This window comes from Alloacidobacterium sp. (assembly GCF_035631355.1).
Classification (GTDB): Bacteria; Acidobacteriota; Terriglobia; order Terriglobales; family Acidobacteriaceae; genus Alloacidobacterium.
In genome coordinates, this window is record NZ_DASQIX010000095.1 from 1 (window position 1) to 23,652 (window position 23,652).

The 23,652-nt window shown below is 55.3% G+C and carries 20 protein-coding genes; 5 read left to right on the forward strand and 15 right to left on the reverse strand.

The genetic code is table 11. The features are described 5' to 3' along the window. Both uvrA and VEV40_RS16715 read left to right on the forward strand, forming a co-directional pair. Nucleotides 1–1,496: excinuclease ABC subunit UvrA (uvrA, locus tag VEV40_RS16710; RefSeq protein WP_324833961.1), on the forward strand; the 1,496-nt coding region annotated here is incomplete at its 5' end. Beyond that, nucleotides 1,493–2,392 carry a CPBP family intramembrane glutamic endopeptidase gene (locus VEV40_RS16715; protein WP_324833963.1) on the forward strand — a complete coding sequence of 300 codons (900 nt, stop codon included), beginning with the start codon at nucleotides 1,493–1,495 and terminating at the stop codon, nucleotides 2,390–2,392. The genes uvrA and VEV40_RS16715, both read left to right, overlap by 4 nt. Here VEV40_RS16715 and VEV40_RS16720 read toward each other — a convergent pair. Beyond that, entirely contained in the window at nucleotides 2,389–2,883 is a 495-nt protein-coding gene (locus VEV40_RS16720) for a DinB family protein (RefSeq protein WP_324833964.1), read from the reverse strand. The two genes, VEV40_RS16715 and VEV40_RS16720, sit on opposite strands and share 4 nt — an antisense overlap. 39 nt (nucleotides 2,884–2,922) lie before the next feature. On the opposite strand from VEV40_RS16720, the gene pyrE reads away from it, so the two are divergent. Next, entirely contained in the window at nucleotides 2,923–3,525 is a 603-nt protein-coding gene (pyrE, locus tag VEV40_RS16725; RefSeq protein ID WP_324833966.1) for an orotate phosphoribosyltransferase, read from the forward strand. Between the two features lie 56 nt (nucleotides 3,526–3,581). Here the strand turns inward: pyrE and VEV40_RS16730 are convergent, their stop codons facing one another. Beyond that, a complete protein-coding gene (locus VEV40_RS16730; protein ID WP_324833987.1) occupies nucleotides 3,582–4,364 on the reverse strand; it encodes an OmpA family protein in 783 nt (260 codons plus the stop codon). Between the two features lie 279 nt (nucleotides 4,365–4,643). On the opposite strand from VEV40_RS16730, the gene uvrC reads away from it, so the two are divergent. Then, nucleotides 4,644–6,506 (forward strand): excinuclease ABC subunit UvrC, encoded by a 1,863-nt coding sequence (gene uvrC, locus VEV40_RS16735; RefSeq protein WP_324833968.1) that lies wholly within the window; start codon nucleotides 4,644–4,646, stop codon nucleotides 6,504–6,506. Between the two features lie 17 nt (nucleotides 6,507–6,523). Here uvrC and hemG read toward each other — a convergent pair whose 3' ends face one another. The 13 genes from hemG to cpaB all read right to left on the reverse strand — a co-directional run bounded on the left by hemG (nucleotide 6,524) and on the right by cpaB (nucleotide 22,885). Further along, nucleotides 6,524–7,906: a protoporphyrinogen oxidase gene (hemG, locus tag VEV40_RS16740; protein WP_324833969.1), complete on the reverse strand. Its 1,383-nt coding sequence runs from the start codon at nucleotides 7,904–7,906 to the stop codon at nucleotides 6,524–6,526. Next, entirely contained in the window at nucleotides 7,903–8,841 is a 939-nt protein-coding gene (gene hemH / locus VEV40_RS16745) for a ferrochelatase (protein WP_324833970.1), read from the reverse strand. The genes hemG and hemH overlap by 4 nt, the downstream gene beginning before the upstream one ends. Further along, nucleotides 8,834–9,919, reverse strand: coding sequence for a uroporphyrinogen decarboxylase (hemE, locus tag VEV40_RS16750; protein ID WP_324833972.1), 1,086 nt, complete (start codon nucleotides 9,917–9,919; stop codon nucleotides 8,834–8,836). Before hemE ends, hemH begins: the two co-directional genes overlap by 8 nt. Nucleotides 9,920–10,516: 597 nt before the next feature. After that, a complete protein-coding gene (locus tag VEV40_RS16755) occupies nucleotides 10,517–12,553 on the reverse strand; it encodes a S9 family peptidase (RefSeq protein ID WP_324833973.1) in 2,037 nt (678 codons plus the stop codon). Nucleotides 12,554–12,605: 52 nt separating this feature from the next. Beyond that, nucleotides 12,606–14,354, reverse strand: coding sequence for a hypothetical protein (locus tag VEV40_RS16760; protein ID WP_324833974.1), 1,749 nt, complete (start codon nucleotides 14,352–14,354; stop codon nucleotides 12,606–12,608). Between the two features lie 6 nt (nucleotides 14,355–14,360). Continuing rightward, nucleotides 14,361–16,121 (reverse strand): hypothetical protein, encoded by a 1,761-nt coding sequence (locus VEV40_RS16765; protein ID WP_324833976.1) that lies wholly within the window; start codon nucleotides 16,119–16,121, stop codon nucleotides 14,361–14,363. Nucleotides 16,122–16,154: 33 nt separating this feature from the next. After that, the gene (locus VEV40_RS16770) at nucleotides 16,155–16,979 is read right to left on the reverse strand and encodes a glycosyltransferase family 2 protein (protein ID WP_324833977.1); all 825 of its coding nucleotides are present in this window, start codon (nucleotides 16,977–16,979) and stop codon (nucleotides 16,155–16,157) included. A gap of 4 nt (nucleotides 16,980–16,983) precedes the next feature. Further along, on the reverse strand, nucleotides 16,984–18,786 hold the full coding sequence (locus VEV40_RS16775; protein ID WP_324833979.1) for a hypothetical protein: 1,803 nt from the start codon (nucleotides 18,784–18,786) through the stop codon (nucleotides 16,984–16,986). A gap of 269 nt (nucleotides 18,787–19,055) precedes the next feature. Then, nucleotides 19,056–19,253 carry a Flp family type IVb pilin gene (locus VEV40_RS16780; RefSeq protein WP_324833988.1) on the reverse strand — a complete coding sequence of 66 codons (198 nt, stop codon included), beginning with the start codon at nucleotides 19,251–19,253 and terminating at the stop codon, nucleotides 19,056–19,058. A gap of 147 nt (nucleotides 19,254–19,400) precedes the next feature. Then, nucleotides 19,401–19,688 carry a hypothetical protein gene (locus VEV40_RS16785; protein WP_324833981.1) on the reverse strand — a complete coding sequence of 96 codons (288 nt, stop codon included), beginning with the start codon at nucleotides 19,686–19,688 and terminating at the stop codon, nucleotides 19,401–19,403. A 286-nt stretch (nucleotides 19,689–19,974) separates the two neighbouring features. After that, nucleotides 19,975–20,463 carry a DUF192 domain-containing protein gene (locus tag VEV40_RS16790; RefSeq protein WP_324833982.1) on the reverse strand — a complete coding sequence of 163 codons (489 nt, stop codon included), beginning with the start codon at nucleotides 20,461–20,463 and terminating at the stop codon, nucleotides 19,975–19,977. After that, nucleotides 20,460–22,034 (reverse strand): type II and III secretion system protein family protein, encoded by a 1,575-nt coding sequence (locus VEV40_RS16795; protein WP_324833983.1) that lies wholly within the window; start codon nucleotides 22,032–22,034, stop codon nucleotides 20,460–20,462. Before VEV40_RS16795 ends, VEV40_RS16790 begins: the two co-directional genes overlap by 4 nt. Beyond that, complete coding sequence (gene cpaB / locus VEV40_RS16800) at nucleotides 22,031–22,885, reverse strand: Flp pilus assembly protein CpaB (protein WP_324833985.1); 855 nt, start codon at nucleotides 22,883–22,885, stop codon at nucleotides 22,031–22,033. Before cpaB ends, VEV40_RS16795 begins: the two co-directional genes overlap by 4 nt. Before the next feature lie 329 nt (nucleotides 22,886–23,214). On the opposite strand from cpaB, the gene VEV40_RS16805 reads away from it, so the two are divergent. Next, on the forward strand, nucleotides 23,215–23,652 hold a 438-nt coding region (locus tag VEV40_RS16805), incomplete at its 3' end, for a hypothetical protein (RefSeq protein WP_324833986.1).

The window sequence follows — 23,652 nt, forward strand, 5'->3', positions numbered from 1 at the left end:
TGAATGCCGTTGGCCTCGGCTATCTTTCGCTTAATCGCAGCGCGGCAACTCTCTCGGGGGGCGAGGGCCAGCGCATACGGCTGGCCACGCAGATCGGCTCGCGCTTGCGCGGCGTACTTTATGTGCTGGACGAGCCTTCGATCGGCCTGCACCAGCGTGATAATCAGCGCCTTATCCATGCACTCGAATCACTGCGGAATCTTGGCAACACAATCCTCGTCATCGAGCATGATGAAGATACGATTCGTCACGCCGACTATGTGCTCGATCTCGGGCCCGGAGCAGGCAAGCTCGGCGGCCACGTCGTAGCCGAAGGCACGCCGCAAGACATTATGCGCGTTCCCGCATCGCTGACCGGGCAGTATTTAGCGGGCGAGGTAAAAATCCTGCATCGACTCACGCCGCGCTCGGTCAACGGAAAATGGGTTGCTGTGGAAGGCGCGCGCAGCCACAATCTGCAAAATGTGACGGCGAAGTTTCCGCTGGGTGTGATGACGGTGGTGACCGGAGTTTCAGGCTCGGGCAAGAGCACGCTGGTCAATGACATCCTCTATCGCGCGCTGGCGAAACAGCTCTACGGCTCACGCGAAGAACCAGGCGAGCATGGCCGCATCACCGGCTTTGAAAACATCGACAAGGTCATTCGCATCGATCAATCACCAATTGGGCGCACACCGCGCTCAAACCCGGCAACGTATACCGGCGTCTTTTCCGGCATCCGCGATCTTTTTGCTATGCTGCCGCAATCGCGCGAGCGCGGCTACAAGGCCGGCCGCTTTTCCTTCAATATCGCCGGCGGACGCTGCGAGGCCTGCCAAGGTGAGGGCCAGCGCCGCATCGAAATGAATTTCCTGCCTGACGTTTATGTGCAATGCGAGGTATGTAACGGCCGCCGTTACAATCAGGAAACACTGGCGGTGAAGTTCAACGGACATTCTATTGCTGACGTGCTCGACCTTGCGATTGAAGATGCGCTGCCCGTTCTAGCCGATATTCCGCAGGTCCGGCAAAAATTGCAGACGTTGGTTGACGTAGGACTGGGTTATGTCCATCTGGGACAGGCGGCGACGACCCTGAGCGGCGGCGAGGCGCAGCGCATGAAACTGGCCCGCGAGTTGTCAAAACGACAGACAGGCCGGACGCTTTATCTGCTCGATGAACCAACTACCGGGCTGCATTTCGATGATGTTCGCAAGCTGCTCGAAGTCTTGCATAGACTCACCGATCTGGGCAATACTATCGTGATCATCGAGCACAACCTTGACGTGATTCGCAACGCCGACTGGATCATTGATCTCGGCCCTGAAGGCGGCGAAGACGGCGGACGGATTGTCGCCGAGGGCACGCCCGAACATGTTTCGCATGCCAGCGGTTCATTCACAGGAGAATTTCTGCAGCGATATTATGCCAAACATCAGCCAGTGCTTGAATTGAGTCCCAACGTCGGCAGTTCGCCCAAGCGGCGCAAATCAGCGAAGAAAGCGACGATCCAATGACGCTCGATCCTATCTCGCTGACGCCTATGCCGCAAGAGTCCGAAGACGCCCCTCTTGAGTATTTGCCTTCTGCCGAGCTTCGCCCTCCAGTCTCTGACCTGCCTCACCTCAGCCATGCCGTGCTTTTCTTTGTGCTTACTGTGCCGATGCTTTTTATCGGCGAGGCGTTAAGTCTCTTTCTGGCAAAGCAATCACATCTGTTCAGCGGCAAAAGTTATCAGGCGCTTTTAAGCCTGATGACTTCCGACGCGCGAATTGCAATTCCCGCGCAGGCACTCACCTACCTGTTGACTCTTCTGGCGGCCATCATCATCTTCCCCGTTTTTTGGCGGCGGCCATTTACTCATGGCGTCCATTGGAACCTGGATGCTGCGCGAGCGCGTTTTCTCTGGCTGTTTGGACTCGGCCTCGCACTGGGATTTGGCATTACATTGGTGGGCAACTATCTGCCGATGCCGAAAGACCCACCCATCATGCAAGACATGATGAGGTCGCAGTTAGGCGCGTGGATGATGCTGATCTTTGGCGTCTCTTGCGCTCCGCTGCTTGAAGAAATTGCGTTCCGCGGGTTTCTGCTGCCCGGCCTGATCCACGCACTATGCTGGCTCATGAAGCGCGAAATCCTCTCCGCTGAATCGCTCTCCTGGGCAACGGTTCCATTGTCCATCGTGCTGACCACGATTCCGTTCGCTCTGCTGCACGCCACACAGGTTTCGCACGCATGGGCGCCTCTGCTGCTCATCGGATTGGTGAGCGTAGCCCTATGCGTGGTGCGTCTGCGGCTCAAATCAGTTGCCGCGAGCACCGTGGTGCATGCGGCCTACAACTTTACCCTCTTTGCCGGACTGCTGTTGCAAACCGATGGCTTCCGTCATTTGGAACGTTTGACCAGCTAATGCTGATCATCTGCCGACGGCCCATACATCCCCGGAACCTGCACATCGAGCAGCCGCAGATAAACTCCGAGCTGCGCGCGGTGATGAATCATGTGGTTCAAGCAAACCATACGCAGCGCTGTTGAGCGCGGCAATTCAAGAAGCGTCTTCTCGCCAAATTTTAAAGTCCAGACCACCGGAAGCTGGTCTTCACGCAGGCTCTCGATGGCAGCGCGTCCTTCAGCGCTCGCCTGCGTGAAGCGCTCCAATAACTCCATGGATGAGGCAGCAATAAACGCTACAAAACCGGCCGGGCGCACAAAAATTTCTGTGTTGATGATGCTGGCTGCTCTTCCCGGAATGTCAGCAGTGTGACTCGCAAGCCTGCCGAGCGCCATGGATTTCTCGTGCGGTTTCCATGCGAATTTCTCTTCCGGCACTCGCTCAAGTATCTTCCGTGTCTTTTTCATCTCATCATCAAACTCTGCCAGGAGCAGTTCCCTGAATGCCATCGCGTCTTCGTCCTCGAAAGCAGTCTACAATCTTTCTTGATGCCTACAAATTATCGTGACGCACTGCTGCATTTGCTTTCCCGCATCTCATTCAAATTGGGAGAGTTCACGCTTTCCTCCGGCACAAAGAGCGACTACTACATTGACTGCCGCACCACCACGTTGCATGCCGAAGGCGGACGCCTGACCGGGCTCGCCATTCTCGAACTGCTGCGTGAGCAGAAGATCAAACCGGCCGCCGTAGGTGGTCTGACGCTGGGTGCAGATCCAATTGTCTCCAATGTGGCGACAGCGAGCGCCTGGTATGCACAAGAGCATCATGGCGCTCCGATGATTCACGGATTTCTTGTCCGCAAAGCAGAAAAAAAACACGGCACTGGAAAGCTCATCGAAGGCTTCTGCGAAAAAGGTGCGCTGGTGGTGATCGTAGACGATGTATGCACGACGGGCGCATCTACCATTACTGCCATTGAAGCCGCACGCGAAGCCGGCATGAAAGTAATCGCCGTGGCCTGCCTGGTCGAGCGGGAAGAAGCGAAGGGCCGGCCAGCAGTAGAAGCGGCGGCACAGGGCGCTCCATTTTTCGCGCTCTACACTGCAAACGATGTGCGCGCCGCGCACGTCCGGCAATTGGCACTATAAAACGAAACCGCGAACGGGCTAAACCGTTCGCGGTTGGTTTCCTTGCTTTTACGGCTTTATTGCTGCGGTGAGTTTACCTGTCCTTCCTGCGGCAGCTTTACTGTGCCTGTAGCTTGCGCGGTAGTCTGCGTACCGCTCTGTCCGCTCATGTTCGAGAGCATCTGGATTTCCACGCGCCGGTTCTTCGCCCGGCCCGCAGAAGTGCTGTTGGAAGCCACTTCCTGGTCCTTGCCAATGCCAATCAGGTAAAAGCGATGCGGCGGCACATTGTACTTTGAGGCCAGATACTGAACCACGGCCTGTGCGCGGCGCTCACTCAGCGCGTAGTTATAGTCAGCAGGGCCGGTCGAATCCGTCCCACCGGTAATCGCCAGGATATAGGTCTTCTGCGCGTTGAATTGGGCGGCAAAATCATCGAGCTTCTGCTTGTCGGATCGAGTCAGGTCAGCTTTGTCAAATCCGAAGTTAACCTGGGCATCAGCAACTTGCTTATAGTTGTCCAGATTGCCGACGACGCTCGCAAGAGAACTGGCACGATTTACGGCTTCCTGTGCCGATTGGTTTGCCTGAGAAGCCGCGGCTCCCGCATTTTGCGCCGCCTGATTGGCTTGATTGGCGCTGTTCTGCGCTTGAGTTATACCCGCCTGCGCGCGTTGATCTACATCATGGATGTTGCGGTTGTTCGTCGCGGTCGCGTCATCCAGTTCGTTCGTCTTTTCAATGACCGGTGTCGTCTGGCTGCGAACATAGTTCTTCGTTGAGCACCCGGTGGCCAAGAGCAGGGACAGCGCTCCAAGCGCCGAAACTGTCTGCAATGATGTTCTGCCGATACGAGTCATCACGTTCACCCCATTTACTTCTGTAAGCAGATTTCTGCGTCTCAGGGAAGCGTGCTTTCCCCTCGAACTTGAAATGGATGTGCAACCCCATTGCCAAACCGTTTTCCGTCTATTAAGTAGATGTAGATTTATATACTTAACGGAAATTACCGCAACTTCAGATCAAGTGCTCAACCAATCAGGAGCGGTAGCTTTTACGCGGTTTATGAAAAATCAGAGCAAAAATCCAGCGAAGCCAGTTGCAGGCGAAGGAACGGTAAACTGGGAACTGGCCAAGTCATGGACTTGCAGGAGAAAATTCGGGTCCTCCCTACGCGTCCCGGCGTGTATCTGTACAAGAACGCTGATGGTGAAGTCATCTATGTGGGAAAGGCCAAGAACCTGCGTTCACGCGTGCGCTCCTACCTGCTGGAGGCGTCACAGGCCAATGCTAAAACTGGCTCGCTTATGCGCGAGGCAATTGATCTTGATTACATCCTGGTTGATAACGAACACGAAGCCCTGGCGCTGGAAAATAACCTCATCAAGCAGCGCAAGCCTCGCTTCAATATCCTTCTGCGCGACGACAAGACCTATCCGTACGTCAAACTCACCCTGGGCGACCGCTATCCAAAGGTCTTCGTCACGAGGCGCCTGCGCAAAGACGGCAGCGTTTATTACGGACCATATTTTCCCGGGAACCTTGCACACCGAATAGTCGACCTGATTCACCGGAGTTTCTTAATCCCCAGCTGCAAGGTCGATCTTTCGCGTTATCACCTGCGTCCATGCCTGCAGTACTACATCAAGCGCTGTCTCGGCCCCTGCGTGGAAGGCTTGACCACGCCGGAGGCGTACCGCGAAGCAGTCCGTGACACACAGATGTTCCTCGAAGGCCGCACCGCAGAGTTGGGCAAGTCAATTGAAGAGCGCATGCAGGTTGCTGCCGCCAGCGAGCAGTTCGAACTGGCAGCGCGGTACCGCGATCTATTGCGAACCGTTTCCGATTTGCGGGAGAAGCAGCGCATTGCCTCCACGGAAAGCGACGACGCCGATGTCTTCGGCTATCACTTTGAGAACGACATGCTGGCGGTCAACCTCTTCCACATGCGCGGCGGAAAAATTGTCGACCGGCGCGAATTCTTCTGGGAGGAGCTGCCAGAGATGATGGAGTCAGAAGAGGCTGCGCCATCCGATAGCCCGAAGGCTTTTGAGGCTGGGACATTCTTCTCCGCGCTGCTGAAGCAGCTTTATATCGACCAGCAATACGTTCCACGCTCCATTTATGTGCCGGTTGATTTTACCGACCGGGTAACGCTTGCCGATCTGTTGAGCCAACAGACAGGCCACCGAATCGAACTGGCAGTGCCACAACGCGGAGAAAGGCGTTCGCTCGTCGATCTTGCCGGACAGAATGCAAAGCAGAGCTTCGACCAGCGCTTCCGCGTGATGCAGCCGAGTCAGAAAGCAATTCAAGAGACACTGCAGGACATTCTCGTGCTATCTGAGCTTCCGCGTCGCATTGAGTGCTTCGACATATCGCACATTCAGGGCGCAGAGACTGTTGCCTCGCTGGTGGTCTGGGAGAACGGTGCGATGAAAAAATCCGACTACCGCAAATTCCAGATCAAGACCGTCGAAGGCGTGGATGACTTTGCCGCAATGCGCGAAGTGGTCACGCGACGCTACAAGCGTATTGCCGATGAGAACAAGGTGATGCCCAGCCTTGTCTTGATTGACGGTGGTTTGGGCCAGTTGCATGCCGCTGCGGTAGCTTTAGAAGAGCTTGGATTTACCAGCCAACCGCTGGCTTCCATCGCCAAGCGCGAAGAGATCATTTACCTCTACGGTCAGGAAGACGACCCTATCGTTTTAGACCGCCGCTCGCCCGTGCTTCATCTGATTCAGCGGATACGCGACGAATCTCACCGTTTCGCCATCAGTTATCACCGCAAACGCAGAGAAATGCGCGACCGCGATTCCGAATTGCTGGCTGTTCCCGGCGTTGGAGCGCGCACCCGTACGCGGCTGCTGGAGCATTTCGGCAGTCTGCGCAGCGTGCAAAGCGCCGATCTGGAGGCGCTAACGGCGGTTGTTCCGCGCAAAACAGCGGAGCAGATTTATTCGCATTTCCATTCAGCAACCCTGCCTGTGCTGAATTAATCCGCGTGAACAGGTTTTTACCTGCTTACGACTCGACGCGCAGCTTCTCTTCCCTGTTTGACCAGATCGGGAAGCCCCACTCCGTAGTACGTATTGCCAATCAATTGAAGTCCAGGTAGGTCGCGTACCCGTTCTCCCAGTCGCTCCATCCGATCCAGATGACCGACAGCATATTGCGGCAACGAGCGCGGCCACCACCGAACCACGGCAAACGACGGCTCAGGCAAAGGCCCGAGGAACGCTGATAACTGCTTCCGCGCGAGAGTAACAATTTCATCATCAGAAGAATCAAGCAGCAAAGGCGCAGACTCGCCGCCAAAGAAGGCGCGCAGGAGAACCGCGCCCTCCGGCGCACGATGAGAAAACTTCTGGTCGACGAAGGTGCATGCGAGCAGCGGTGGCTCTTGACTATGAGCGCCTTTTTGCGGCACCAGAAACCCAAATCCACGCGGAACCCGCAGACGTTTTGCAATTTCCGGCGCAAATGCGAGCGCCACGACAATCGCCGACGAAGCATCCATCGCCAGCAGTTCATCGAACATGGCATCAATAGGACCGAGCAACTTGCGCGTTACATCTGCGGGCGTCGCAACGACGACCGCATCGAACTCTTCGCTTCCACTCGATGCGATAACCCGCCACTTCTCGCCACTTCGTTCAACTTTCGTGGCCGCATCTCGCAGACGGACACTAGAAACAGGCAAGACAACGGCCATGTGATCAATCAACGTCTGCAGTCCGGACTTGAGCGTTGTAAAAACCGAAGTACTTTCACCACTGCGAAGACTCTTCTGCAGAGCGGAAATCAGGCTCCCGTGCTCACGCTCCATTTTCACGAAAGCAGGCATCACCGCGCGCACGCTCAGTCGGTCAATGCTTCCTCCAAATACGCCCGACAACAGCGGAGCAGCAATCGTATCGGTGGCTTCATTGCCGAAATGCCTGCGGACAAAGCTGGCGACAGACTCGTCTGATCCCGGAACCGTAGCCTTCAGCTCTTCCGCGCGTTTCGGCTCGCGCAAATATGCCAGCCGTGCCTGCCAACTGAAGAGTGACGAATTCAGCAGCGGCTCCCACTTGGTGGGGACCATCATACGCATGCCGTCCGGCATCGCGACCAGTTCCCTGCCTCGCGCAATATATGTTCGCCGCTGCTTATCGTTCGAGAAAATGATCTCGTCTTTGAGACCCAATTCAATCGCGAGCTCGCGCGCCCAGGGCTTCTCCGTCACCCACGAATCCGGCCCACATTCAACCACAAAGCCATCGCGGCGCACTGTCTCAACAATTCCGCCGAGCCGACCGGAAGCTTCAAAGAGAACGAAATCCGTTCCTGACCGGGCCAGTTCATATGCAGCGGAAAGTCCAGCGATGCCGCCGCCGATAACGGCGATTCTCATGATGTCGCGGGAGCGGTGGAAAGCCGAAACAGCCCATTTCGCGCTATGCCACGAAGAGCCGCTGTGAGCAGCACAGAGCTATTCAGCGAGCGCGGGCGCTCAATTTGAAGCCCGATATTCTGCCCAAATTCACGGAAGGCGATGTCGATGTCGTAGAGAATCTCGACATGGTCGCAGAGAAATCCAATGGGAGCGATTATGACCGCTTTGTGCCCTTCTTTCCTTAACTCGGTCAGCGTCTCCTCCACCGTCGGCCCAAGCCATGGACCGCCTGACATGCCCTGGCTCTGAAATGCGAAGCGCCAATCCCGCAAACCGGGAACGCAATCGGCTACGTTTTCAGCAGTGAGCTTCGCCTGCTCCGCATACGGATCGGCAGGCTGATCAGGCCCTGGCTCGACCGTTCTTTGCGGAACGCTGTGCGCCGTGAATACCACCGGAACAGGATCGCCCATCTCACCCGAAAGGCTGTGCCACAGCGGACGCAGCCGCTCGGCAAAAGCCTCGGCCAGCAGCAGATCGTCCGCCCAGCCTTCGACAAAATCAATCCGCAGGCGGTCACCGGCAGCCGCCTCAACCGCGCTCCTGTAAAGGCCAACGCTGGTGCGCGAATTCTGCGGCGCAAGGCAGATCACCACAGCCGACGTAATTCCGTCGGCTATCATCTGCTGCACAGCGTCCTTGATGTAGGGCCGCCAGTTGCGCATGCCCACATACACCGGAACGTCCAACTCGGCCTCAAGCAGCCGCGCCTGCTCCAGCGTCAGCCGCGTCAGCGGACTTCGGCCAATCTCCGAGTAGCGATGGCGTATCTCTGCGATCACAGACTCAGGCATCGGCCGCCCACCGGTCACATTGCTCAGATACTCCGGAATCTCATCCAGACTGTCCGGAGTTCCGTGCGCCAGCAGCAGCACCGCAGCGCGATCACCCACGCGTCACCTCCGTTGACAATTCCCGCACACACCGCACCACATACTGCACGTTCTCTACCGGAGTATCAGGCACAATCCCATGTCCGAGATTAAAGATATGCCCCGGCCGTCCTCCGGCCTGCCGCAATATCCCTTTCACGCGCTCACGAATCAGTTCAGGCTCGGCAAACAGCGTGATCGGATCGAGATTGCCCTGCACCGCACAGGCATAATCGAGAGACTTCCATGCTTCGCCCAGCGGAGTGCGCCAGTCCAGGCCGAGCACGTCCGCGCCGGTCTCGCGCATTGCGGGCAGCAGGCTCGCCGTCTCCACGCCGAAATAAATCACCGGCACGCCAAACGACTGCACTTCGCGTATCAGTGTCCGAGTGACGGGCAGCACAAAGTCGCGATAATCTTCCACGCTGAGAACGCCTGTCCAACTGTCGAAAATCTGGATGACGTCAGCGCTCGCCTCCACCTGCTGCCGCGCATATTCGCTTAACACAGTGACGAGCTTGTCCATCAGCAACCGCCACGCATCCGGCTGCCGGTACATCATGGTTTTGGTGGCAACATAGTTGCGCGAGCTGCCGCCCTCGATCATGTAGCTGGCGAGCGTAAACGGCGCGCCGCAAAAGCCGATGACACCGATGCGGTCTTTGAAGTGCCCGGCCACTTTCTCGATGGCTTCGGCTACATAGCCAAGCTCCGACGCCCTGTCCGTTCGCAGCCTTGCAACGTCTTCGAGCGTTCGCACAGGCTTATGCACCACCGGTCCTTCGCCCGCCTGGAACTCGAAATCAAGGCCCATTGGCTGAAACGGCAGCAGCAGATCGGCAAAGATGATTGCCGCGTCTACGTCCAGCTTTTCCGCTGCGGTAATGGTCACTTCCGCCGCCAGCTCCGGTTTCCGGCAAATTTCCAGTAGCGAATGGTGTCTGCGCACGGCCTGATATTCAGGCATATAACGGCCCGCCTGGCGCAGAAACCATACCGGCGTGCGGTCAACTGGCTTGCGCAGACAGGCGCGCACAAAACGCGCGCCCGACGTAAGGCTGTCGGCCTCAATCTGTGTATTTGAAATGTGTTGTTGCATTGCGGAGATCACTTCTGAGAGTAGCATTGCTCCCACATCTCTGCGAGATGTGGGGCACCCGGCCGGACACGCTGACAAAGCAGTCTTAGGATCAACTCTCATCAATCCCGTCGGGCAATCTTAAGAAGATGCCGAACGGCCAGCTTGCCATAGACCCAGACAAAAGTGAGGAAGACAACCGCTTCACAGGTGCGAAACGCATATTCTTCGATGAGTGAAATTGCTTGAAGGAAGGTGATATGCCCCATTTAATTCCCCCGCAGTTCTTCATTGCGAAAATCAATGGGACTACAAAAAACGTAGATGGTCGGGAAGATGTGTGTCAACATCTGACTGCAGAACGTCAGCTCGCAAAACTGAATGTCTTCGCGTCTCGGAAGTGCTTAAGCAGGATTCTGACGGTGTTTATTGAGCAAATTGGAACCATACTAGTAAGCAAATTTGAACCACACTAGTAACAAATGTTCCTAAAAATGTTCCGAAAATCCGCTGACTAGGTCGGAATGATCCCATGTCTCTGCGAGACATGGGCACCCGGCATCCTGTCACGCACTCTGCTGGATTCTTACAACGAATCGCAGCAAATAGCTGCTTTTACTATTTCCCCATCACATACTTGTCATACCATGCAAAATACCTCTGATAGCGGTCGCGAATAAAGCTGGGCCGTCTGAAGCCGTGAAATTCTCCAGGATACACCACCAGCTCAGTCGGAACATTCAGGCTGCGCAGCGCCTGATACATCTGCTCGCCGCCATTCAGCGGCACGTTGAAGTCTTTGTCGCCGCCCATAAACAGCGTAGGCGTGTGAATGCGATCAGCGTGCAGGAATGGATAGCCGAGCTTGAGGTATGTGTCGAGGTCCTTCCATGGCGGCCCCAGTTCCTGGTCGTATTGAATGATGTACTGGTCCACTCCATAGAAAGCCAGCGGATTGCCCACTCCCGCGCCGGCGATGGCCGCCTTGAAGCGCGTCGTGCTGGCAATGGTGTAGTCGGTAAGGATGCCGCCATAGCTCCAGCCGCCCACTCCGAGACGGTCGGGATCGGCCACGCCTTCCTTCACCGCCTCATCCACGCAAGCCAGCAGGTCAATGACTTCCTTGTCGCCCCAGTCCGAGAAGATGATCTGCTGGTAGGCCGAGCTTCGTCCCGCGCTGCCGCGATAGTTCACATTCAGCACGGCATAGCCGCGCGCGGCAAAGAGCTGCCGCTCGGTCACGAAGGCGTGCGCGTCCTGCCCGTCCGGGCCGCCATGAATTCGTAACAGCATCGGATACTTTTGCCCCGCCTGATAGCCAACCGGTAGCGTCAGCAGCGCATGTACATCGGCGCCGTCCTTGGTTTTGGCCTCAAGATCGCGCGTCTCACCCAGCTTCAACTGCGCCATCAGCGCGTCGTTATGCGTGGTCAGCTTGCGCAGCTTGCCGTCTTCAAATGCGAAGATTTCTCCCGGCGTCTTGTCGGTTGTCCACACAACGGCAGTGTGGCCTGAGGCCTGGTTCTGCGACATGACCGTTCCCGGCGTGTCAATCAGCCGCTTGACTGAACCGTCATTTAGGGAAACCGAAGCCAGATACTCCGAACGGTCATCCGTCACAGCTACGGTTACAGATTGACCGTCAGGCGCGAACACGGGCGCAGAAACGGCGCGGTCCAGCTTCTCCGTCAATATGCGCGGCTCGCCGCCATCAGCGGGAACCACGGCCAGCTTGTTCTGGTTATATTCGAGATACTTCAGCTCGCGACCGTGAAGGTAGGCAATCAGCTTGCTGTCCGGACTCCACGCCAGACGGCCCCCATCCTGCCCCTCGAACGTCGTCAGCTTATTCGGCGCGGAATTTGTTTTCGCATCTACGACAAAGATATCCGTGTTTGTCGTCCTATCCGGATCGGGATCGTGGTTGCTGACGTAGGCAATCTTCGTCCCATCCGGAGACCACACGGCATTTCGCTCTTCGTATTTCGTGTCTGTGGTCAGTTTGTCCAGCTTGTGCGTGTCGATGTCGAACAGATACAGCAGCGTAGGCGTTGTCTCCGAAGAGATATAGCCCTCAACGTCCTGCTTGAAGTGGTAGCGGTCGATGACAATCGGCTTGGGCTTTTCCTTCTCTTTGTCCTTGTCTTTTTCCTTGTCCTTGGCTTCTGCTTCTTTGTCCTCTGAAATCCCCAGCAGCAGCTTCTTTCCGTCCGGCGACCACTCATAGTAGGACAAGTGGTTCTTCGTGTCGGTAAGCTGCCGCGCCTCGCCGCCCCGCCGGTCTAGCAGCCACACCTGCGAACCCTTCGCCTTGCCCGGCCGGCCGGAGGTGAACGACAGATACTTCCCATCCGGGCTCCAGCGGGGCGAGTTGGCGGAATCTTCGTTCGAGTAGGTCAACCGAATGTCTTCCGAACCGTCCCACTTCACCATCCAGATGTCCGTCAGCCGCTTGTCTGCCGTCGTATCGATGGTGCTGACGGTGTACGCGACCCAGTTGCCATCTGGCGATACCTCGGGACTGCCCACATCCTGCAGGCGAAAAAGATCGTCGAGCGTCATGGCGTGGGGAGTGGGTGTGGAAGAGGTCGATGCTGTTTGGGCGAAAAGAGGAACAGAAAGACTGAGAGCAATCAGGCAGATGGAAAATCTCATGCAGGCAACACTAAATGCGCGTGCGCGGCAAGACAATAAAATTGTGCTCGATTCAGCGTTGAGCAACGGTTTGTGCGCTAGTCAAGGGATACGGCGACAACCCCGCAGGCTGTAAATCCGGCTGCACCAGCCATACCTTGCGATCTTTGTAATAGCGGAGAAGTTCCTGATTGTCTGCTTCGCTCATCTCGCGCGCCCAGATCACTTTGGAGTTGCCGATGTCCGGAGCGTTATAGACCCAGTCGTCGAAAGTGCTGTGGTCGGCGGAGTATCGCACAATGGCAAGCTGCTTTCCTGGAAGCCGTTCCAGTTCAGACTCAACCTGCGCACGCGGCATTCCAAGATGACCAGGACCATGCCATGTTGAGGCCCACGCTGCGCTGGGCCAGCCCGAAAGCTGAAAGTGCAGCGGAACTGCAAACAGCCGCAAAACTCCGAGCACCACGCACGCCGTCATGAGCAGACGCACCATTGCCATTCCAACCGGCTGGCCGCCCGGCTTCCACACGCGCAAGTGGCGCATGGCCTGCAAACCGATAGCGTAAAACGCTGCAGTGAACGGTGCAATGTAGTGCGGGATAAGGAACGTTTCTATCGACATGCCCACGATGAGCAGCGGCATGCACCAGAGCAGGAAGTGCACGCGGCGGTCGGCGAGGACCCGACGTAACATGATCAGCGGCGGCAGCAACACAATTCCGGAATAAAAGACCATGCCCCTAGCGCACTTGAGCACGTTTTGCGGTAAAAAACCTGTCCAGGAATGGATTTTGTTGAAAGTGTTCAACTCCACGCCGACATAGAACTCGCGCATGACAGCGTGCCTATAGACCGGCTCCGGCCGTGGCGCTTGCCACACGTAATACGGCGTCACCGCGTAAGTGGCGCGATTGACCTTATACGGCGGGGTTAGCGGATTTCCGAAAACGCGATAGTTGTAGTACCCCATCCACGCAATCCCGGCCACAAGCAGCAACAAAGGAGCAGCAGTTGCTCGAAGGAGCACGCGCGTAGCAGGCCGGTTCTTGCCCTTCAGAATCCATCTCGCTAAGACGATCAACACCGGTACGCAAAGCAAAATGCCTTCATAAGGACGGCTCGTCGCCAGCACAACCATGCCGATCGCCATCAGCAATCCATAACGAAGCCGCGGCGCCTTCATGAATCGCGGCAAGGCCCCGAGCACCAATGCCCCACCCAGCGCAGCGACGGAACCGCCGCCGGAATAGGTATCGATCCAGTAACTGAAAAGGCCAATCCGAAGGACGGCGATCAGGCCACCGAGCAGCGCCCACGTTGGTGGGAGCCACGCCTGCAGCATCCAGCAGATCGCGGCGCACATCAGCGCAGTCACCAATAGAATGCCGACCCACTGATGTCCAAAGAGCACTTTGCCCGCAGCCAGAACCACCCCCTGCGCGGGAAAGTACATGGACATGTATGTCGGCTTCATCGTGATCTGGAAGCTCTCAAAGTGCTGCCACATCACAGGCGTGGGATTGGTCAATCTTCCGGACGCAAAGGTGTCCCCGGCGAGAAGAAAACTGAAATCGTCCTGAATGAATGGCAGTGGAATTGGGCAGAGTGGAAGAATGGCCAGCCGCAGAAGGAGCGCGGTCAGGCCGACGGTCATGACGGCCAGATGCTGTCTGCGCGCCAGCCGTGCAAATGCCTCTTCAATGCGGGTAAAAACTCCGACACCCAGCCTTGGCAAGCCGAACGCAATAGCTATGGCGATAACAGTGAGTCCGCCTTCGACTAACATCAGCGAGGCGTCATGGCGTGGAGAAGTAGGAGTCATACCAGATCATTTCTCCGTGCACAGTGTTTTGCCTGCCGAGGCAACATTCTGCACAACATTAATGTAGGGCGATATTTTTACAGGTTTGGTGTCGGGCTCCACGAGCCAAACCATCCGATCTTTGTAATAGCGGATAAGTTCAAGGTCTCCAGTGGAATCGTTCTCGCGCGCCCAGATAACCTTTGCGTTATCTATGTCAGCAGCGTTGTAGACCCATTCCTCAAAAACGCTGTGGCCCGGCGCATAACGAACGATAGCGAGTTGCTTCCCAGGCATCTGTTCGAGCACTTTTTCCACATTTGCGCGACGAACACCAAGATCGCGCGATCCAAACCAGTACGTTGTAGGTGAATCGGCCAACGGGATATGGAGCGGCTCGGCCAATAAACGAAGCCCGGCCAGGACGATGCATAGTGTGAATGTGAGCCGCACAAGCGCAGCACCAAATGGCTTCCCATCAGGCCTCCAGACCCGTAAATGGCGCATTGCCTGGAGCCCAAGCGCGTAAATGCAGCACGCAAAAGGTGCTACATAATGTGGGAAAAGCCAGGTTTCTATCAGTAGCCCACCTGCCATCAGAAGCACACAAATCAGTAGAAAACGTACACGACGATCAGCAGCTACGCGTCGTAGCATAATCAGCGGTGGCAGTAGTATTATGCCGGAAAAGAAAGCCAGGCCCTGTAGCAATTTCGCGGGGATTTCGATTAAGAAACCATGGATCGTCTTTAGCTTTCGAAAATAGCTGAATTCCATATCCACATAAAACCGGCGCATAACTGCATATCGATATACCGGTTCAGGGCGGGGCGACTGCCAGATGAAATGTTGGGCAACTGCATATGTGGCGCGATCGGCATTGTAGGCAGGCGTGAAGGGGCTTCCAAACGCACGATAGTTGTAATACCCCATCCATCCACCTGCAGCCACAATCAGGGCAAGCGGAAACACTGCGCGGCGAAAGACCAAACGTATTGTTGGCCTGTTCTTACCCCAAAAGATCCACCGCACCAAAACAACGGCTACCGCAAGACAAAGGAGAAGGCCTTCGTAAGGGCGACTATACGCAAGCAGAATTGCACCGATTGCCAACATAATGCCGTGACGATGCTCTACCCTCTTCATAAACCGGGGTAACGCTCCCAGCACTAAAGCTCCACCTAATGCTGCAATTGAACCGCCGCCTGTGTAAGTGTTGATCCAGTAACTGAAAAGACCCAGACGTAAAACCGCGATCATTCCACCGGCGAGCGCCCATGTTGCAGGAAGCCATGCCTGCAGCATCCAGCAGATGGCAGCGCACATTAACGCTGTCACGAATAATTGCCCATACCATGGATGCCCGAACAACACCTTTCCCGCCGCCAGAACTAACCCCTGCGCCGGAAAATACATTGACATATACGTCGGCTTCATCGTGATGTGGATGCTCTCAAAATACTTCCACATCACCGGAGTGGGATTGGTCAGTATTCCGGAGCTAAACGTATCAGTCGCTAAGAGAAAACTGAAATCATCATCCAGACATGGATGGGGTATAGGGCAAAACGGAAGCATTGCCAGCCGCAACAGAAGGGCCGTAGCACCAACCGTCAGAACAGCAAGGCGTGGCTTGCGCGCCAGCTTTCCAAAAGCACATTCGAAGCACTTGAAGAAGGTGTTCCCAAATCTGGGCCAGCAGAACGCGACCGCGATGGCAATCACGGTAAAGGCGCCTTCAATCATCATCAGCGAAGCGCGCTGCTCTGGAGCCGAAACCGACATCATGATGAGGACTCGTCTACAGCTATCTTCGCGTTCTCACTGCGCGACTGTGGGCGCTGACTGGCCCAGGGTATCGAGGCTATGCAAAGGCTCTGAGTAGTATTTCAGTGTCACTTTTCTTCCCGTCGTGTCAAAGAGTGGCGATTTCACAACCCCTGCTTTGTGCGCCACATAACGGGCCGTCGTCCGTAATACCCCAAATCCGTATTTCATACTTCTTTTAAAGTTGATCGATGAAGCTTCCTCAAAGTATTTAGTCGGGCACGATATCTCGCCAATTCGGAAGCCGAACATGGCAGCCTGAGCAATCATCTGGTTATCAAAGACAAAATCATCAGAATTTTCGAGTAACGGAAGCGTCTGTAACAGCTTGCGTGAAAATGCCCGGTAGCCGGTGTGATATTCCGACAGTTTTATTCCTAGAAATAAGTTCTGAAATGCCGTCAGACACCGGTTGAAAACGTACTTATAAATTGGCATCCCGCCGCGGATTGCGCCGCCACCGAGGATGCGCGAGGCCAACACCATGTCATACACGCCGCTACTGACCATGCCTGCCATCGCTGATACCAGCTTCGGCTCATATTGATAGTCGGCATGCACCATCACTACGATGTCCGCGCCGGCTGCCAGCGCTTCGCGATAGCAGGTCTGCTGATTACGCCCATAGCCGTAATTGGCGTCATGAACAAAGGTGCGCACTCCGAGGCTTTCCGACAGCATCGCCGTCTCATCTGTGCTTGCGTCATCGACGAGGATCTTGATGTCAACCTCGTCGGGAAGCTCGCGCACCGTCTTCTCCAGTGTTCTTGCAGCGTTGTATGCGGGCATCACCACCGCAATGCGTTTTCCGTTGATCATAAAATCAGCCTCCCCGCTGCGCTTTCTTTCCATTCTTTGCAGCGGAAATGGAATCTGTTGCCCTTGTGGTATCCGTCTCAGGCAGAGGATAGGCAGACAGACCCGTAGGTTGCAAGTCCGGCTGCACCAGCCAGACCTTTCTGTTTTTGTAATAGTGAATTAGTTCGAGATTGCTGGCGTCGTCCATCTCACGCGCCCAGATCACTTTGGACCTGTCGATATCTGGCGCATTGTAGACCCACTCGTTGATTGGGTTGTGCCTAGGTGAATATCTGACGATTGCGAGTTGTGGACCTGGCAAGTTCTCTAGCTTTTCCTCAATCTGCGCACGCGCAACTCCGAATTTGCCTGGTCCATACCATTCGGAGAGCCAATCAGAACTTGAGCTCTCAGGGAGCCTAAAACGCAGTGGCTCGGCAAATACCCGCAGCGCCCCCAAAAGAAAACACACTGTCACAATAAGCCGCGTTAATGTTAGGCCAACAGGCTGATCGCCGGGCCTCCAGACCCGAAGATGACGCATCGCCTGCAGGCCAAGCGCGTAAAATGCTGCTGTAAATGGTGCAATATAATGTGGGAGCAGGAATATTTCTATAGCCATCCCAAGTGCGAGAATAATTACGGACACTAACAGGAAGCGAATACGGCGGTCCTTAAGCACACGCCGTGACATGATGAATGGAGGCAGCAGAACAATCCCGGTAAAAAAACGCACGCCTCTTATTCCCTTAAAGAGTGTTTGCGGCAAAAACCCTGAGAGGGTCTGAAGATTTCCAAGGTCGAGGAGTTCATAATGAGAATAAAAGTCCCGCATGACCTTATGCTTGTAGGCGGGCTCGGGTCGCGGGGATTGCCAGATATAATAGGGCGCTACAGCGTAGGTGGCGCGATCGATCTTATAAGGCGGAGTAAGTGGGCTTCCAAAGGCGCGGTAGTCGTAATAACCCATCCAGATGGCAGCGCCGATTACAAGCATAAGTGGAATCGCAACGCACTGGGCGAGTACGCATAGAGTTGGCCTTTGCTTTCCGACAAGAATCCACCGCACCAGAACGACTGCCACAGGCATGCAGAGGAGAATGCCCTCATACGGGCGGCTAGTAGCCAGCAGGATCGCACCTATCGCCATGAGAAGGCTGTAGCGAAGGCGCGGCATCCTCATGAATCGGGGCAAAGACCCCAGTATTAATGCCCCGCCCAAAGCCGATATGGAGGCAGCGCCTGAGTATGTGTTGATCCAGTAGCTGAATAAGCCCAGGCGCAGGATTGCCAAGACTCCACCCAGTAAGGCCCAGGTTGGCGGCAGCCATGCCTGCAACATCCAGCAGAGCGCTGCGCACATCAATGCGATCATGCACAACGAGCCGAACCACGGATGCCCGAAAAGCACTTTGCCTACCGCCAGGATTAAGCCATTTGCAGGAAAGTACATGGACATATACGTCGGCTTCATCGTGATATGGATGCTCTCAAAATGCGCCCACATTGCTGGAGTCGGGTTAGCCAGCCTTCCGGACATAAAGGTATCCGCCGCAAGCAAAAAACTAAAGTCATCGGGAACGAACGGTTGTGGAATCGGCACTATTGGAAGGATGGCAAGACGCAATAAAAGGGCAGCAACGCCAGTGGCTATTACAGCCAGGCCTTGCTGTCGCGCCAGCCGTCCAAATGCCTTATCGATGCGTGAAAACGACGCAGCGCCAAGCTTGGGCAAGCAGAACGCCACCGCAATTGCAATCACGGTGAGGCCACCTTCGACCAACATTAGCGAGGTGCCGCCGCGTTCGGGAATAAGTGACGAGATCATAGTTTGAAGGCTTGAATAAATCAACCCCTACGCATTATTTAGATATGGAGGTTATTTGACGATGCTTCCTCTGGAGGCAGGACAAAAACTAGTCTTTAACCAGGGGTTCTGAGAACTTTAACCCTTAGCATCAAACGCTATCTACCTTGGATTCCCTTTTAGTGGAGACACTTTATCTCTTCGAAGCCTCTTTATACTTCGTGCTCAACTCCCCGCATCTCTCCCGGAGGAACGAGGAGGGAACTCGTTCGTGCCTTTTTAATCCAAGATTACGGAGCATAAGTGTTGAGCGCGTTACTAATGCCACTAAATGCATTATTGATGCTGCTGGACAGCGACTGCATGGTGGCCGCCGCTGCGAAGGCGATCAGAGCAACGACGAGAGCATATTCGATTAGATCCTGACCTTCTTCTCTCATGATCAGGCTCTGTATTTTTATGTAGAACTTGAGCATTTTGTGTTGCATCACGACTGTATCTCCTAATCAACTTAGCGATGATTTGTCTCCCCTACTCCTGGGACGGGAGAGCACGCTTCTGCGTTTGGTGCTTCTACGTATCTCTCCCGGCAGGAACAAGGGGAGAACATCGTTCATGCCTTTTTTATTCCAAGGTTACGGAGCATAGGTGTTGAGAGAGTTACTAATGCCTGCAAATGCATTGTTAATGCTGCTGGACAGTGTCTTCATCGTGGCAGCCGCTGCAAAGGCGATCAGAGCAACAACGAGAGCATATTCGATCAGATCCTGACCTTCTTCTCTCATCATGAAGCTCTGAAGCTTGACAGACAACTTCAGAAATGTATCTTTCACTTGAGTTCCCCTTATAGAGTTATTTCCCGGCCCCAGCCGAGCAACCTCTCTACAGGCAAGTTGATAACCATTTCCTTTGCGTTCTTTCACCCTAGTAAATCAGTAATTTACGGGACCTTATCTTATGGGCGCTGTTAACGGCTGTATACAAGACCAGTAACGGAGATATGCCGCGTATACAGGGTTTGGCATTTGTAGGCTTGCTCTTAAAGGGAGGTTCTTATGAACACTGCGCGAATGGATCTGTTTTTCAGTTCGAGTCCGCAGAACTCGGAAATGGGTAAGAATACGTGGGCAAAGATCGAGATGCTACTGAAAGAGATTCATTATCAGGAGCAGAGAAACAGCCTTTCTTGTTACACCCAGGATGACCATCTCAACATTTACGCCTTATCCAATTGGCTATATGCTTATCCGCGCTCAGAATCTCCGCGAAATCGCGGTCAGTTGACAATTCGGCAGCACAGAATTCGAGTTGGTCCCCTGCCTGCGTCTGCGTTCTGCTGACAGTGCCCGTAGGCAGCTCTATGACCGAGTGCGCGGAGAGACAGGCCGATAAACGAAACGGGACAACGTTGCTTCTCGTTTTTTTTACGCGGTTATGGCGATCCAGATAAATGAGATCGATCGGGAACCGCATGCCAAAGGTGTGGACCGCTTCACAGGGAAGAATCCAGAGACCTTCCTCGGCGGAGAGACAGTCCCGCCCGAGCAGCCCTTTTCTGCGCTTCTCCCCATCGTCGGCGACCTGTAGGCAACCAGCAAGCACAGACTGGCGCGTAAGATTCGAAACCTTCAACCGCAGATCGGGCTTGGACTCACCCCCTCGCCCGAGACGGCGGACCCATTGTGAAATCCTCGTCATTGCTGCGGACTATTCTGAGGTATTGGAATTGTGCCGCCTCCCGCGCTCATGTTGCTGTCGATGGTGAGCGGCTGTTCCGGTTTCATACTTTGAACCAGCTTCTCAACCGGTATCGACTCGGCAGAGGCCGACAGAGGCTTGGCCCCTGTGACTTCCGGCCCGGGATTTGCCATCGATTCGCCGGAGTTTGGAGGCAGGAACTTATCGCCATACTTCAGCCCCGGCAGCGCTGCTCCAGCCGGTATTGGTGCTATGATCTCGGGCGTCACAATAACGATCAACTCAGTGTTCGATCTCGTAGTGGCAATCGACTGGAAGAACTTTCCCAGAACGGGAACGTCGCCCAGAAAGGGTATCTTCTGGAATGTCTTGGTGGTGCGGTTGTCAAGCAGGCCGCCGATCACGAAGCTCTGCCCTTGTTTTAATTCCACTTCCGTGTTTACTCTGCGCACGTCAATGCCGGGAACTGTAAACCCAGAAATCGTTATGCCATTGGCATAGTCAAGCGAGCTGACTTCCGGCGCGACCTGAAGACGAATAGTATTTCGCGGCGTGATTGTAGGGATGAAATTGAGACGCACGCCAAACTCCTTGAATGCGATCGTGACCGCCCCTACACCACCGGCGCCCGTCGATCCCTGGACTGTGGGATACGGAAATTGTCCACCTGCGAGAAAGCTGCCTTGCTTGCCATTTTCCACCAGCAGGTTGGGCTGGGCCAGAACCTGAAGCACGTTGTTTTCTTCAAGTGCCTGGATGGTTGCTCCCAGGTTTATATCCGGCCGGAAAACGAAGATATTGAGCAGGTCTGACAAAGTTGCTGTGGCTGCTGATGAGCCGCTTCCTGAGCCGCTCCCGGAACCGCTTCCTTGAGTAATCGATGGCGGAGAAAACTGCCCCGTCGTAACCCTGCCGATTGTATTGGCGGCGCCCAGACTAAACAGGTTTATGCCTAAAGATCTGTTCAAGCTTCGGTCATAGCTGGCAAAGCGTACCTTCAAGAGAATCTGCCGCTCGGGTGGTGGGACGTTGACATACAGAAGGTTGACAACCTTGCCTACGGTCGACGCTATCTCTACCGCGCGATCTGAACTAGCCAGATCTTTCACCGTTCCCCGAAGGAAGATGGTGCCGTTTTCTTCGCTCGCCTGTATTGCTTGTCCGGGGAACTCACTTCTCAGTTCGCGGCGAAGCCCTTCCATGCGTTCGTTGAAAGCCTCAAATGAGGGACGGACCTTTACATTGAAGAATTGGCGACCACCGCCGTTTTCCCAGATGATCATGCTAGTCTCGCCTGCAGCCTTGCCGTTCACCATGATCTCGGATGGACTTACCGCGGATGCCTCGGCTATGTCGCCGGAGGCCATGGCAACACGAGTAATCGGCTTCTCTGTGTCCACCAGGACGGTTTTTCCTACTGCGACAAACAGATCATTCGTGGAGTCAGAACTGGCGGCTGTCATCGCCCGCACTGGGGAAGCTGGAACCTGTGCCTGGAGCACAAGCCCCAACTGAAATCCGGAGAACCAAAGGCCAAAACCAAGTACTACAATTCCAATTCGCGTTTTCACTGTCTTTCCTCGCCCGAGACAAATTTTTCTTCACTCCGTTTTGTCCCGTTTACAACCTCGATCACATAGACATCTGAAGCCTTGTGAACCGTGGGCCGCGGAGACTTTGCCTTTGGCGCCGGCGCTGCTGCGCCTGTAAAGAGGCTGGTCATGGCCAACCCCGGCGGATTGGCTTCCGCCGTGTCGAGCGGGTTACGCAGAACAAGTTGGATCTTCGTCTCGTTGCTGGCCAGACTCAGAAGCTCTGCCTGCTCCGGCGTCACCAGCAAGTTCACCACCTGCACCTGCTGCGGCTTGCCCTGGTTGTCTTTCTGGATGTCTGTGCCCGCCGAAAGAACTTCGATGTTCTGCAGAAGCGTTCTCACCTGGGTGCCCTGGCCGGAATTTGTATTGTTGCTGCCTGGAGGGTCTCCCGATATCAGCACGTCGACACGCATGCCCGGTGTGACGAACCCCGCCACACCGACCACCTCATCCACCTTGATCGCGCAGGCGCGCATGCCCGCTTTGATGGTAGCGGCAAGTCCGCCGCCAGCGCCTGGCGCCGCCAGACGGCTATCCAGTACCGGCTCGCCCTGATACAGATTCGATATCACACCACGGCCAACAGCATCTTCCGGCTTGAGAATTGCGCCCTTAGGCAAAGGCCCTACCATTTGCGTGGTGGTCAAGTCGGTAGCGCGCAGAACAGCCCCTAACGGAATGTCATTCGCCGCTACAACCACCCCTGTAGCTCTGGGCTGCGCCGCGGCCGCCATAATACGGTTACCGACCAAGCGGTACACAACGAAGCTGCACCCGAGAGCTATAACAAAAGCGATCAGGAGAATTGTGAGTAATCTTCGATTCATTTGAACTCCTGCTGACCCGGTAAAGAGCCGGTCAGCCTCCTGGGGGATTTGCGTATGCATTACCGGCAATTGTCGTGCCAAAAGGAAATTGCCTTTACCTAGCGCGGAATCTTGGATTTAGGGCGTAAGGAGCAGAGGCAATAGTGAACGTCTGTATCCACTAGCTGCACATGTGTAGCCCTGTAGACACGCGCCTCGGCCTGAGCCAACCCTTTTCAGAGACTTACATATATACAGGTTGGCCTCAGAATTGCATCTGCAGAGAGCAGAACCTTCTAAGAAATCAGCCAAAGGGAGCCTCCAGTGTCAAGGGTTGGGGGGATTACGCGATGATGGGGTCTTCCCAGACCATCACTTTATTCGGCGAACCGCAGCTATCACGCTGGAGACCCTCCGGCCCAGTCATGTCCGTGCTTCTGCACGGTGTCGCGATGATTGGGATCGCTGCCTGCCTGAGACACGCGCCGAAGGTTGTTGATCCCTGGGCAGAGCGCTATACGGTTCGCATCCTGAATCTGCGGCGGCCAACCCCGAAAGTCCAACTGGCTTCGTTTGGGGGCATCATCCATGTGAAGCCAAAGGCCGTCAGCCACATGGTTGCGCGCGGTGGTGGCCGCCCGTCGCTGCCCTCCGGTTCCCGCCACATAGCACAACTGACGCCTGCGCCACAGACACTAGTTCAGCCTGACCTGCCGCCGAACGTTGTAATTCCGCAGAAGATGCCTGTCCCGCTCGCGCTGCTGTGGGCCACAGAAAATAATCCGACA

Bases quoted from the DNA above. Each gene is read 5' to 3' on its own strand.
- VEV40_RS16715 (WP_324833963.1), top strand. From the start codon at position 1,493: ATGACGCTCGATCCTATCTCGCTGACGCCTATGCCGCAAGAGTCCGAA.
- VEV40_RS16720 (WP_324833964.1), bottom strand. From the start codon at position 2,883: ATGGCATTCAGGGAACTGCTCCTGGCAGAGTTTGATGATGAGATGAAA.
- pyrE (WP_324833966.1), top strand. From the start codon at position 2,923: ATGCCTACAAATTATCGTGACGCACTGCTGCATTTGCTTTCCCGCATC.
- VEV40_RS16730 (WP_324833987.1), bottom strand. From the start codon at position 4,364: ATGACTCGTATCGGCAGAACATCATTGCAGACAGTTTCGGCGCTTGGA.
- uvrC (WP_324833968.1), top strand. From the start codon at position 4,644: ATGGACTTGCAGGAGAAAATTCGGGTCCTCCCTACGCGTCCCGGCGTG.
- hemG (WP_324833969.1), bottom strand. From the start codon at position 7,906: ATGAGAATCGCCGTTATCGGCGGCGGCATCGCTGGACTTTCCGCTGCA.
- hemE (WP_324833972.1), bottom strand. From the start codon at position 9,919: ATGCAACAACACATTTCAAATACACAGATTGAGGCCGACAGCCTTACG.
- VEV40_RS16755 (WP_324833973.1), bottom strand. From the start codon at position 12,553: ATGAGATTTTCCATCTGCCTGATTGCTCTCAGTCTTTCTGTTCCTCTT.
- VEV40_RS16760 (WP_324833974.1), bottom strand. From the start codon at position 14,354: ATGACTCCTACTTCTCCACGCCATGACGCCTCGCTGATGTTAGTCGAA.
- VEV40_RS16765 (WP_324833976.1), bottom strand. From the start codon at position 16,121: ATGATGTCGGTTTCGGCTCCAGAGCAGCGCGCTTCGCTGATGATGATT.
- VEV40_RS16770 (WP_324833977.1), bottom strand. From the start codon at position 16,979: ATGATCAACGGAAAACGCATTGCGGTGGTGATGCCCGCATACAACGCT.
- VEV40_RS16775 (WP_324833979.1), bottom strand. From the start codon at position 18,786: ATGATCTCGTCACTTATTCCCGAACGCGGCGGCACCTCGCTAATGTTG.
- VEV40_RS16780 (WP_324833988.1), bottom strand. From the start codon at position 19,253: ATGCAACACAAAATGCTCAAGTTCTACATAAAAATACAGAGCCTGATC.
- VEV40_RS16790 (WP_324833982.1), bottom strand. From the start codon at position 20,463: ATGACGAGGATTTCACAATGGGTCCGCCGTCTCGGGCGAGGGGGTGAG.
- cpaB (WP_324833985.1), bottom strand. From the start codon at position 22,885: ATGAATCGAAGATTACTCACAATTCTCCTGATCGCTTTTGTTATAGCT.